Annotated in this window: 12 protein-coding genes and 1 riboswitch; of the genes, 4 read left to right on the top strand and 8 right to left on the bottom strand. The window is 48.6% G+C overall.

The window, feature by feature from the left end; genetic code table 11:
• Positions 1–106 precede the first annotated feature (106 nt).
• Positions 107–294, bottom strand: a riboswitch (cobalamin riboswitch).
• Positions 295–422: 128 nt separating this feature from the next.
• Genes AC6EJC_RS10635 through cobD form a run of 3 tightly spaced genes read right to left on the bottom strand, consistent with a single transcriptional unit; the run spans position 423 to position 3,284 of the window.
• Complete coding sequence (locus AC6EJC_RS10635; RefSeq protein WP_444953935.1) at positions 423–1,181, bottom strand: histidine phosphatase family protein; 759 nt, start codon at positions 1,179–1,181, stop codon at positions 423–425.
• Between the two features lie 38 nt (positions 1,182–1,219).
• A complete protein-coding gene (gene cbiB / locus AC6EJC_RS10630) occupies positions 1,220–2,191 on the bottom strand; it encodes an adenosylcobinamide-phosphate synthase CbiB (RefSeq protein ID WP_103047602.1) in 972 nt (323 codons plus the stop codon).
• Positions 2,181–3,284: a threonine-phosphate decarboxylase CobD gene (gene cobD / locus AC6EJC_RS10625; protein ID WP_444953934.1), complete on the bottom strand. Its 1,104-nt coding sequence runs from the start codon at positions 3,282–3,284 to the stop codon at positions 2,181–2,183. The genes cbiB and cobD overlap by 11 nt, the downstream gene beginning before the upstream one ends.
• A 164-nt stretch (positions 3,285–3,448) precedes the next feature.
• Between cobD and lplA the strand changes: the two genes are divergently transcribed.
• The gene (gene lplA, locus AC6EJC_RS10620) at positions 3,449–4,450 is read left to right on the top strand and encodes a lipoate--protein ligase (RefSeq protein WP_444953933.1); all 1,002 of its coding nucleotides are present in this window, start codon (positions 3,449–3,451) and stop codon (positions 4,448–4,450) included.
• A 161-nt stretch (positions 4,451–4,611) separates the two neighbouring features.
• Positions 4,612–5,412: a Cof-type HAD-IIB family hydrolase gene (locus AC6EJC_RS10615; RefSeq protein WP_444953932.1), complete on the top strand. Its 801-nt coding sequence runs from the start codon at positions 4,612–4,614 to the stop codon at positions 5,410–5,412.
• A 117-nt stretch (positions 5,413–5,529) separates the two neighbouring features.
• Here the strand turns inward: AC6EJC_RS10615 and AC6EJC_RS10610 are convergent, their stop codons facing one another.
• Positions 5,530–6,441: a DMT family transporter gene (locus tag AC6EJC_RS10610; protein ID WP_444953931.1), complete on the bottom strand. Its 912-nt coding sequence runs from the start codon at positions 6,439–6,441 to the stop codon at positions 5,530–5,532.
• A gap of 131 nt (positions 6,442–6,572) precedes the next feature.
• On the opposite strand from AC6EJC_RS10610, the gene AC6EJC_RS10605 reads away from it, so the two are divergent.
• On the top strand, positions 6,573–8,066 hold the full coding sequence (locus AC6EJC_RS10605; RefSeq protein WP_444953930.1) for an aminotransferase-like domain-containing protein: 1,494 nt from the start codon (positions 6,573–6,575) through the stop codon (positions 8,064–8,066).
• A 16-nt stretch (positions 8,067–8,082) separates the two neighbouring features.
• On the opposite strand, the gene AC6EJC_RS10600 is transcribed toward AC6EJC_RS10605, so the two are convergent.
• Together AC6EJC_RS10600 and AC6EJC_RS10595 are read right to left on the bottom strand one after the other, a co-directional pair.
• Positions 8,083–8,853 (bottom strand): MBL fold metallo-hydrolase, encoded by a 771-nt coding sequence (locus AC6EJC_RS10600; RefSeq protein ID WP_444953929.1) that lies wholly within the window; start codon positions 8,851–8,853, stop codon positions 8,083–8,085.
• Between the two features lie 152 nt (positions 8,854–9,005).
• A complete protein-coding gene (locus AC6EJC_RS10595; RefSeq protein WP_444953928.1) occupies positions 9,006–10,067 on the bottom strand; it encodes a sulfate/molybdate ABC transporter ATP-binding protein in 1,062 nt (353 codons plus the stop codon).
• Between the two features lie 219 nt (positions 10,068–10,286).
• Here AC6EJC_RS10595 and AC6EJC_RS10590 point away from each other — a divergent pair, with 219 nt between their 5' ends.
• Positions 10,287–10,688, top strand: a complete 402-nt coding sequence (locus tag AC6EJC_RS10590; protein ID WP_444953927.1) for a secondary thiamine-phosphate synthase enzyme YjbQ — start codon at positions 10,287–10,289, stop codon at positions 10,686–10,688.
• Between the two features lie 172 nt (positions 10,689–10,860).
• Here the strand turns inward: AC6EJC_RS10590 and AC6EJC_RS10585 are convergent, their stop codons facing one another.
• Both AC6EJC_RS10585 and AC6EJC_RS10580 read right to left on the bottom strand, forming a co-directional pair.
• A complete protein-coding gene (locus tag AC6EJC_RS10585; protein ID WP_442434305.1) occupies positions 10,861–11,445 on the bottom strand; it encodes a TetR/AcrR family transcriptional regulator in 585 nt (194 codons plus the stop codon).
• A gap of 5 nt (positions 11,446–11,450) precedes the next feature.
• Positions 11,451–12,083 carry a YigZ family protein gene (locus tag AC6EJC_RS10580; RefSeq protein WP_023987635.1) on the bottom strand — a complete coding sequence of 211 codons (633 nt, stop codon included), beginning with the start codon at positions 12,081–12,083 and terminating at the stop codon, positions 11,451–11,453.
• Positions 12,084–12,192: the final 109 nt, after the last annotated feature.

The following is a 12,192-nucleotide window of genomic DNA, read 5'->3' as shown; positions in this document are numbered from 1 at the left end:
CTCATATCAGGACACAGGGGTCACGTTAGCGCAGATCGTGCGCAGGCGGCAGCTTCTTCCCGCATGGACAGTCACTGCGAACACGTCATCCTTTCCTCGAAGGATTATGGTGACAGGCGGACGGGCAGGTATCCTGACTTATGGTAAGATGCAGGTCCTAAAACTCTTTCATATGCTTGGTGGCACATAAAGCAGGACTAACGGGCATGTTTCCATTTACAGTGGCGGGACCGCGCCGGACTCACACCGACTTCCCTTTTAACAGCGCAGTGAAGGGAACCAACGGTTTCATCACACTGCGCCGACCTCGTCTGCTGGATATTTGATGTAGTGGTAGTCAAGCCGTTCTTTTACTTGATGATTATAGGTTAAAATGAGGCGGCTTACAACCCAAACAGCCTCTTTATCCGCTGGTGTCTAACCTAATGAGGAAGCATTTTCGCAATGTAATTGTGCGGTCCTGCCAACCTCAACTGAATCCTAAATGCTTCTCCCGGCTTCGGATTCAGGCTCCAAAAATCATGGCCCGGTATCAGCATGCAAGCCAATTGACGAATTACGCCACCATGCGTAACGACCAAAACAGAGGGCGGCGCAGCAGTCAAATCCATGGGTTGAACTTCCATAGCAATTCGCCACTCATACAGAGAGTCAAGAAATTCGCGCAGACGATTCACAAAATCTGCCCAAGGCTCTCCTCCAGGAGGGGTGATCCGTTGCGGCTCATCAATCCAAGCGCGATACAACTCCACATCCTTAAGCATGTCATACGTTTTTCCATCCCACTCGCCAAAATGAAGCTCTCGCAGACGTGGTTCCATAATAGGAGGCATAGCAGATAGGGAACGTCCAGACGTCAACTCTGATTTTGGCAAAATGATCTGCAAGGTCTGGCGACATCGCATCAAGTCGCTGCAATAGATTCGAGCAAAGGACTGCCCCTGCAATTTTTCCTGCAAAGGCTTTAATTCCTGCTCTGCTCCTGATAGCAAACCCAAGTCGGAGTGTCCCAGATATCGACGTTCTCTGTTCCATAAGGTTGTGCCATGACGTACTAACACAAGCTCCATGTCCCACTGCAGATCTTCTTTAGCATCATACGGCACCTTATCCTCCTGTGAGTTCGGACTTTGTGCGTATTCTACTGTCCTTTTTGCTGCTATATCTTGTTTCAAGATCATGTCACTTCCTGCTCGATCATTATTCAGTGTGTCACTCCTCACCGCACCCATCCCAAGGCAAAACAACCTGCGGCTCCTAACAAACACAATCCTACAAACATACTGGACACGGCGAACATCAGCTGGATCGTATGCCGTATATCTTTCGACTCTAGCGGTCGTATCCAATCGCCCATGTATGCACGAAAGGAGCGCACGCCATGATACACATTATAGCCTCCAAGACGAATCCCCAGTGCACCAGCAACAGCCGATTCCGGGAAGCCACTGTTCGGGCTTGGGTGCAGACGAGCGTCTCGCTTGACTGTGCGCCAGCTTCTTGCAGCATCTCGCTTGTACATCCACGCCGCTACCACAAGCATTGCCGCTGTCAGGCGTGCCGGTATGTAGTTAGCGACATCATCCAGACGTGCTGAAGCCCAGCCTAAATGCAGATACTTTTCATTTTTATAGCCAACCATGGAATCGAGCGTATTCACAGCACGATAAGCCAGCGCCAAGGGTGCTCCCCCGATCAAGGCATAAAAAAGCGGGGAAATAATCGCGTCCACGATATTTTCAGCGACCGTTTCGACGGTACCGCGTACAATCTCAGGCTCATCAAGCTGTTGCGTATCCCGCCCAACTATCATGCCCAGCTCCCGCCGTGCCGCAGCCAGGTCATCCGCCTGCAACGCTCGGTATACTGCCATTCCTGCGTCCTTTAGTCCTTTGGAAGCAATCGTGGTCGCAATCAGCACCATTTCTACGCCGACAGACAACCACGGATGAATCAAGGCAAGCAAGTGCAATAGCGCCCAGGCGAGCGTAAAGGAGCCTCCCGCCACAATGAGTGGAAGCAGTATACCCGCACGTTTCAACCCCCGGTCACTTCGGGCCTGGCGGCGAATCACTTTTTCCAATGCTGAAATGGCATGTCCCATACCGATGACTGGATGCGGCAACCACCTCGGGTCACCGATCAGCCTGTCCAAAAGGTAGGCTGCCAGGATAATCAAGCTAACTGTCACGCCGCTGCTCCTCCTCCAGCACTTCACCCAATACAGACAGCAGCCTGTCGTTGGCTTCTGCATCCTTGACCGCAATCCGAAAATGGCTCGTCGTCAGCCCCGGATACATAGCACAGCTACGTATAAGAATTCCGCGTTGTCCAAGCGCCTGCTGAATCGCCGATGCGCTCCACGTACCCGGCGCCCTTGCCAGCACGTAATTGGCTTCGCCGGGAACGACACCGCAGCCCCATTCCGCCAAGGCGGTCAACAGGCGGTTGCGCTCCGTAGCAATCAGCTCCTGTGTGCGGCGCTCATATGCTTGCCCACTTTTCAGACATGCCTCCCCAGCCAGCAACGCCAATCCATTCACACTCCAGGTCACCTGTTTGGCCGTCATTCGCCGGATATAGTCCGGATGAGCAATCGCATAGCCCAATCGCAAGCCAGGAATGGCATAAAATTTGGTCATCGATCGGATCAAAATCACATGAGGATACCGATCCAGCACAGGCAGTAGTGAGATTTGCCGTTCCAGCGGAATAAAATCAATGAATGCTTCATCCACCACCAGCACGGTACCCGTTTTGCCAGCCGCTTCTGCCAGTTCGCACAGCTCCTGCTCGCCATATTGCACACCGTTTGGATTATTCGGCTGCCCCAGGAACAAAACATCTACTTGCTCCATGAGCTGAAGGATGTCCTCCACGTCCGCCTTCCATTGAAGCGAGGCCTTCCCGTACACCCGACTTATCTCAGCTCCGAATTTGCCAGCCAGCTCGGCATATTCCGAAAAACACGGCTCCACTGTACCCACACGCTTGGGAGCCAGTCCCAATAGCAGGAGCGCCATGCTTTCAGCCGCTCCGTTTCCGATACTTAACGACTCCGGTGGAATATGCAGTCGCCGTGCCAGCATATTTTTAAAATTGCGGTGCCCAGGGTCTGGATAGCGAATCACAGTGTCAAATGAGCTTTGCAGCACCTCAAGCACCTCCGGCGGCGGACCGAGCGGATTAATATTTGCACTAAAATCCACAAAATCCGCAGCGGCTCCGCCGAATGTCGCCGCAGCTGTCTCCCTGTCCCCGCCATGACCGTAAACCTCTATCATTGCCTCTCATCCTTTCCGGCCGTTTCCAATCATTTAGCTCCATTATGAGGCTGCTTTTTGCGTCCCGTCAATGCATATGAGCTTTTGTGTACATGGCTCACTTGGGTTACAATAGAAAGAGGCACACATAAAATTACACAGTTTGTATATACGGAGGAATGGACATGCTGTTCATCGACAACCAGGGCATACACGATCCAGCCATTAATCTTGCCATTGAGGAGTACGCGCTCAAGCATCTTCCGCTGGACGACAGCTATCTGCTGTTTTACATTAATCAGCCTTCTATTATTATAGGCAAGCATCAAAACACCATTGAAGAAATCAACGCCGAGTTTGTCAGAGACAACAATATTCAAGTCGTTCGTCGTCTGTCCGGCGGCGGTGCTGTATATCATGATCTCGGTAATTTAAATTTCAGCTTCATTACCAAGGATAACGGGGAGTCCTTTCATAATTTCCTCAAATTTACGCAACCTGTTATTGATGCCCTGCGCCAAATGGGGGTAGAAGCCGAAATGACAGGCCGCAACGATCTGCAGGTCGGAGAACGTAAAATTTCAGGAAACGCCCAATTTGCCACACGCGGACGTATGTTCAGCCACGGTACATTGATGTTTAACCTGAATCTGGACAATGTGGCTGCATCGCTGCATGCCAATCCCGAAAAGTTCAAATCCAAAAGCACTAAATCCGTCCGCAGTCGTGTGGCTAATATCAGCGAACTGATGGACCGTGAGATGACCATAGAGCAATTTCGCGAGGAACTACTGCGTTCCATATTCGGTGCAGAATTGGATCAGGTACCTCAATATAAGCTAACCGATGCCGATTGGGCCAAAATCCATGAAATTTCCAAAGAACGCTATCAATCGTGGGACTGGAACTACGGTCAATCCCCCGAGAGTAATATCAAGCACACACGTAAATTCCCAGTCGGTATTATTGATATCCGCATGGATCTTAAGGAAGGTTATATCCGTGATATTAAAATCTATGGAGATTTCTTCGGTGTGGGTGACGTCGCTGATATTGAAAATATCCTGCGCGGCAAGCGCTATGATGAAGGTGAGGTACGTCAAGCCTTATCCTCTCTCGATTTGAAGCATTATTTTGGTAATATTGAGCTGGACGACTTTGTTGGACTTGTATTTTTGGAAGACTAACAGCTACTTTTTACCATTGTTCAAGCCAATACTTCAGTGGTTATAGGGGGACAGGCTCTTATGGGAGCCGTCCCTTTTTCATTGCGATATTGTCATTTTGAATATTATAAGATACAATTTTAACAATGCCCCATGATGGAGATAAAGGAGAGAATACCGATATGTATAAATTAATTGCCATTGATATTGATGATACACTCATTAACGACCAGAAAGAAGTTACTCCGGCGACACAACAGGCATTAGAAGCTGCTGTAGCTAAAGGTGTAGTGGTTACCCTCGCTACTGGACGAGCTTATGCCTCCGCGCACAAAATTGCTCGCCAGACTGGTTTGAACGTGCCGATCATTACGTACCAAGGAGCTTTGGTTAAAAACCTGCTGGACGAAAACGTGCTGTATGAGCGTTATGTTCCACTCGTGGCTGCACGTCGCCTGTATGAATTCTGCGTGGAACGCAATCTGCATCTGCAAACGTATATAGATGACAAATTGTACACACGTGAAGATAATCAGAAAATCAAAGATTACACCGAGCTGAACAACACGGAATATTTTGTAGAGCCTGTGTTCAGTAAAGTTATAGAGCAACCGGCTCCTAAATTGCTGATCATCGACGAGCCGGAAGTGTTGGATGAATTGATTCCCGAACTTCGCGAATTGCTTGGCAATGAAGTGCATATTACAAAATCCAAGCCTCATTTTCTGGAAATTATGCATCATGAAGGCACCAAGGGCCACGCGCTTACCTTCCTTGCAAACCATTTTGGCTGTGATCTGTCGGAAACGATTGCCATCGGCGACTCTTGGAACGACCATGAAATGCTTGAATGCGCTGGTCTCGGCATAGCAATGGAGAATGCCATTCCTGATTTGAAAAAGCTGGCTGATTACATCACTCGCAGCAATAATGAAGACGGTGTCAAGCATGCCATCGACAAATTCGTACTGAATGTTGAATAATTTTAGATAAATGAAGTAACACAACAACAAAACCTCCAAACGTCGCATGCTCAGTAACATGCGGCAGCTTGGAGGTTTTTACTGTCATATCCTATAATGCCTAACGGTTTCAAAATATCAGGCAGCAGAACGTACCTTACGCCTGTTCACCAGACGGATAATTCCGTTGTTCATAAGGATTAATCCGGTCACAATGAGCAACACCCCTGCCAGCATCCACCAGCTTACATGCTCTCCATACAACAACGCTCCCAAGCCCACCGCAATCGGCGGTGAAATATACAGCCACGTTGTCGGGAAAAGGGGATTCGTTCGCTCCATGAGCCAGTAGAACAGTGTATGTGCAATCATCGAACCAAACAGGATCAGATAAAATAACGACCCCATGGCAGGAAGGTACTGCCACCCCTCAGAACTCCACGGTTCCGTGATCGCAGACAGTACCAGCAGCATCCATCCCCCATGGATCATTTGCGCCGCATTCAGGGCAATCGGGTTCGTTTCACGAAATACATCCATTACCCGTTTGGAATAAAGAGCTCCTCCGGAATAACACAGCTCCCCTAGCAAAATGACAAGGCATCCCGCCAGCCACAGGCTGCTGATCTGAACTGCCAATCCGGGCAGCACGACTAGTACCACACCAAGAAAGCTGATCATGCAGCCAATGACCGTAATCCGTGACGTTTTTTGCCGTAGCAGCACCGATTGCAAAATGACGATCATCATCGGTCCGGTAGCTGACAAAATAGCTCCGATCCCCGAGCTGACATATTGCTCTGCCCAATACAAGGCTGAAAACGTTCCGAAGGTCGTTCCCGCTCCAATCAGCAACATTTCCTTACGCCATAATAACGACCATCGCACCTTTCCGGCCAGCTTCATAGCAATAAACAATATCGCCCCTGCCGCGAAAAAACGTACACCTGCTGATAAAAACGGCGGAAGTCCAGCTTCTACTCCCACTTTTATGGCCAAAAACGTTGTGCCAAAAATAAGACACATTATCGTAAACGCGATACCAACCATGATACGTCCCTCTCCCTTCAGTTGCTTTTAAGCATACAGGGAGACGAACAGAACAGATGTGTACCCACAGAACAGTTGTATGTAGTTTTGAAATATTTTATAGTAAAATACACAAAAGGAGCGTGGACAGCGTGGGCAAGAACAACAGCGAATTACTCTTTCCAGCCGATCATACCTTAAAGCTGTATGAGCAGGTCATCCATTATGTGTCTGCGCGGATTGATCGCGGTGATTGGCAAACAGACATGAAGCTGCCGTCCGTACGAAGCTTGGCTCAGGAGCTGGGTGTGCATCGGCTAACTGTTTTCCGGGCATATCAGGAGTTGAAGCAACGGGGAATGGTCTATGTAAAGGACAAATCAGGATATTACGTTCATTCTTCCCAAGCGACTGGGCATGCGAAATATGCTGGCTACTCGGGGCACTCGTCCATTGACCTCACGATTCACTCTGAATCCGCCCATGCGGCAGATGATCCGTCTGTTTCAACCTGGAGGGGAATGGATGGACTTAGTCGCGTTCAATCGGTGAATGCAAATTTCCAGTTTTCCAAAGCGCTGATTGACCCGTCTCTCCTGCCCAACCGATTTTGGGGAGAGCTGATGATGCAGGTATTTGAAAAGCATCCGAAAGTAGCGGCCACCTATTCCTCTGTACAGGGTGATGCCGAGCTTCGGGAGGCCATGGCGCAGCATTTTAGTGTGGATAAGCATTTTGCTTTATCATCGGATGAAGTGCTGATTACCTCCGGAGCACAGCAAGCCATCGACTTGATTTCCCGATCTCTAATTCGTACAGGAGACCGTGTATTGACCGAACGTCCTTCCTACGGTCCTGCCATGGAAATATTTCGCAGACAAGGCGCACGTCTGACCATGACCGATATCCGACCGGAAGGTTATGACATGGATCAGATTGAATGGTGCATGAAAACAGAAAAACCACGTGTCTTTTATATGAATCCGACGTTCCACAATCCGACTGGCTTCACGGTACCCGATGAGCAGCGTAAAAGGCTGCCCGAACTGGCTGAACGCTATGGCTGTCTTATTGTTGAGGATGACAGCACCTATGACATCAGCTTTGGACAAAAGCCCCCTTCTCCGATTTTCGCCTATGATGTCTCGGGAAGCGTCGTCTACATTCGCAGCTATAGCAAATATGTCGCTCCAGGTCTGCGAATCGCAGCCGTGACTTGTCGACCACAGCTCATGAACAGCCTGCTGAACGTCAAAGCGCTGGTAGATAACGGTTCGCCACTGTTGAATCAGAAGCTGTTCCTACAATACTTTCAATCTCCACGCATGCAGCAGCATATAAAAAAGCTATGTATCGCGCTCCAGATTCGCAAGGAAACGATGGAAGACAGCCTCCGCAATTCCGGCTGGACATGGACCAGCCCGGCGGGGGGCCTTAACTTGTGGCTCCAGCTGCCTTCTAAGTTGAAACCTAATGAACTGCTCGCCAAATGCGTGCAGGAATCAGTCACCTTTGTCCCGGGCAATGTGTTTGATCCCATCGGCGCAGAGGGTAAAACGCATGTACGGCTGTCCTATTCATACGCCAACGAGCTACAAATCAAGGAAGGGATCTCCACACTTCTACGTATCAGTCGAACGATATAAAGGTAAAGGGTAACCCTTATTCTAACGGTAAACTCATGCCGGTGTGTGCCAAGCTAATCCCTTCCAGAAGCCCATAGTTGCGTGCGACATCCACATCATGGGACATATGTGTAAATACTGTACTTCCGGGCTTAAGCCTTCCTATAAGCTCCTGAGCCTCCAGCATGTCATATACGGAGCGAGTTGCATACTCGGCCTCCTCATGATAAAAACTCGTTCCCAGCACGAGCAAATTCAGATTGTGCAAGGGCAGAATTTCCGCCTCATTCAATCCAATCGAATCCGAGCAGTAGGCCCACGAGAAGCCGTCCTTTTCCAGACGATAAGCGTAAGCATACCCGTTCTTTCCGTGATTTACACGCCATCCCCGGATATTCCACCCGCCAAGTTGGACTCCTTGATCTACTGGAATAAGATCCAAGTGTCCAGAGAGCCAGGAAAATTGACGCAAGATCGTGTCAATCACTTCCTGTGGAGCGTACAAGCGACCTCTGTTTCCGGTCCAGCGACAGGCATCCGCCCATTCTGGTAATCCTCCAATATGGTCAAAATGTGCATGTGTCACGAGGATCGTAGGGATAAAACGCAGACCGCGTAATTCTAGCTGTCTGCGCCAGTCCGGGCCACAATCAATCATAAAGTCCTCCGTCTCGCTTTCGATCAGCACAGACGATCTCAACCTTACATTCGCCCCTGTCGTGCGAGCCTCTGTGCACACGAGACAATCACAATATACACGCGGAACCCCCATTGCATCCCCCGTGCCAAGAAAAATAAGCCGATTCATGGTTTAACTCCTATCTATCTGGGTGTTTTTACTACTATTATAACGAACACATCAAGTCTGCGTAAATCCTTCCAGCGTCCAACGCCAAAAGGAGCATGCCCAAAGCCGTGAAATCAGGCCAGACATCCCCTCATGCGTGATCGTTTTTATTTTTAAATGATGATAGGCATTGGATCTTCCTTCAGGCGGTTTTCCACCATCCAGCTGGATTGGTCATTATACAGATAGGCCCGATGCACCAACACTCGTACCTGCTGACCAGGTTCCAGCGTAGACTTCTCCAGCGAACGGTATGTCATGAGACGATGGTCCCCGACCTGCACTTCAACCATCCATTCACTCCCACGAAAATGCAAATGCTTCACAATGCCTTCCTCAGTCGCCGACAGGAGCGTAAACTCCTCGCTTGGCCCGACATCAATATACTCCGGACGGATCAAGGCACGTGTTCCCACTCCGGCAGCTTCTTCGAAGCCTCTGAGACTTCCCGCCTGTTCGATCACCGTAGATTCCCCAATAAAGGAAGCTACGAACGGGGTCCCCGGTTTTTTATAAATATCCCAAGGCGTTCCCTTCTGCTCCAGTCGTCCCTGATTAATCACCATTATTTCATCCGCTACTTCAATCGCCTCATCCTGATCATGGGTGACGAAAATTGAAGTAATGCCCACCCGCTCAATCAACTCTCGCAGCCAGGTACGCAGCTCCTGACGAATCTTAGCATCAATAGCCGCAAAAGGCTCATCCAGCAGCAGCAGTTGTGGCTCCGGTGCCAAAGCACGCGCAAAAGCAACCCGCTGTCGCTGCCCACCTGACAACTGATGCGGATAACGATGCTCAAAACCTTTGAGCCCCGTTAGTTCGACCAACTCTGTGACCCGTTCCTTGATGCGGGTTTTGGAGATTTTTTTCACTTTCAGACCAAAGGCAATATTGTCGTACACGCTCATGTGCTTGAACAAAGCATAGTTTTGAAATACAAATCCGATTCCGCGTTCCTGCGGGGACAGCTCGTTTACCCTTTTTCCGTGAAAATGAATTTCTCCCGCATCCGGTTGCTCCAGACCCGCCAAAATGCGAAGAATGGAAGTTTTGCCCCCACCACTTGGACCGAGTAAACCAATAAGATGGCCCGTCTGAATACCAAAAGATACGTCCTTAACCGCATGAAAATTACCGAAATGCTTGTTTAATCCTCTTACTTCCACATGCATATCCGTACACTTCCTTTCCGCTTCTGGACCTGTTTAGGAACAGCAGCAGCCTTGCTTACCGCAAAGCACGTACCTCATTTGAAATCATTTAATTATTCCAATGCCCTTACTATGTTTTTCTTATGTGATACTTTATCAAAGGAAAGTAATTTTCGTCAACTCTATATATTATCTTAGGAATTAAAAGGGTAAAGTAATAAGAAGAAAGGAGATGGAGTTATGTTGCATACTTTAGAATTATCTACTACACGGCGAGATGAAATGCGCGATATTACACGCGAAGTTGCTTCATTGATCGAAAAAAGCGGGGTGCAGCAAGGAACCGCACTGATTTATTGTCCACACACGACAGCCGGCATCGCCATTAATGAAAATGCCGACCCAGACGTCAAACATGATGTGATGTTAAGACTGGATGAGGTTTATCCGTGGGAGCATCCCCAATATCGCCATATGGAGGGAAATACGGCGTCCCACCTAAAATCCATTACGACAGGCCCCTCGCAAACGATCATCATCCATGATGGAAAGCTCTTGCTCGGACGATGGCAGGGACTTTATTTTTGTGAATTCGACGGACCACGCAGACGCCAATACCATGTAAAAATCATGAAGGACTGACGGACCGTGCAAAAAAACAGACCATGATGTTCTCCTGCTGGATGCATCATCGTCTGTTAAATTCTTAGTCGCTTTCGCAAAGTAACGTAATGATAAGTCACCGTCTTGAAGTGCATACACCCAGAAAAGCGCCCTACATGTTCATGGCTGAAGCGTGTGAATGCAGGTACGCTCATAGGTGTCTGCACAGCAGCTTTACATGTGCTAAAGCAGCAGGCCTGATCTCTTCAAATGTTAAACCGTCCTGAATATAAAATGACACAAAGCCATGCATGGATAAAAACAGACTTTTCGGTACCCTTGAGCAATCTTCCACCGAATGCCCCTGACCACTCAACAATTCCTGACGGATCATGGACGCAAATAATTCCACACAACGGTTTTGCTCTGTACGACAGTATGCAAATAGTTCTTCATCGTGCATCATGAACATAATTTCGTACTGATATGGATTTTCCAAACCAAAACGGATAAACTCCAGCATCAAGTACTCCAGTCTGCTTAAGCCATCATCAGGCGTGCCTGTTGCTGCTTGCAGTAGAATCCCGCGCAATGTATTAAAATCTTCAATCACAATGGCGTAGAATAGTTCAGCCTTCTCTTTAAAATGATAATATAACGAACCATGACTGTAACCCAGATGCTGGCCAATGCTGCGCATTGAAATAGCACGGTAGCCCTTGGTAATAAACAAGTGCCTGGCCGCTTCCAGAATCCGCCCTCTTGACAACTCCTGTTCTACTGCTCTTCTAGCCATATTATTTATTCCCCTTCAATAAAGTAAAGCTGCTCTCCCTCCGACACAAGCGATTGTCCCTGTGTCAAGTCTGTTATCCAGTTGCTGAAGGATTCCGCATCACCAGCCAGCGGCAGACAGGTTAAGGTAACTTTATCCGTAAACATCGTTTCTCCAGTACGGATGCTGCGATTGCGTAATTCATTTTCCACTTTGCCCAACCAGGTATAATCCAATTCCACAAAAACTTCACGATGCAGCACACGCGTAATCGCATCCCCTGCCTCGATTGCTGCAACAGCACCATCTGAGTAGGCGCGAATCAGACCGCCTGCTCCCAGTAAAATCCCGCCAAAGTAACGGGTAACAACAATGGCCACATTTTTCAGCTTCTGGTTACGAATTACCTCCAAAATAGGCTTTCCAGCCGTACCACTCGGTTCTCCGTCATCCGATTGCTTCTGGATTTCGTCTCTTTCCCCAATCATGTAAGCAGAACAATTATGGGTTGCGTTCCAATGCTCTTTTTTGATGCGCTCTATGAAAGCAGTTGCCTCTTCCTCGGTTTGAACAGGCTGAATATGGCCGATAAAACGGGATTTTCGGATTACAATTTCCTTGTTGCCGGCACCGCGTACGGTTCGGTATTGTTCCAACATACACGTATAACCTTCCTTACTTCATTTTACAAGAAAGCAGTCCCCCGCTTCTGGCAGCCGGTGAACTGCTTTCCTGTACTTTAATTGATGCTATACACTATAACACTTC

Source organism: Paenibacillus sp. TY11, from assembly GCF_059772165.1.
The sequence above is the reverse complement of the archived record's forward strand: the minus strand, read 5'-3'. Positions and strand labels throughout refer to the sequence as shown.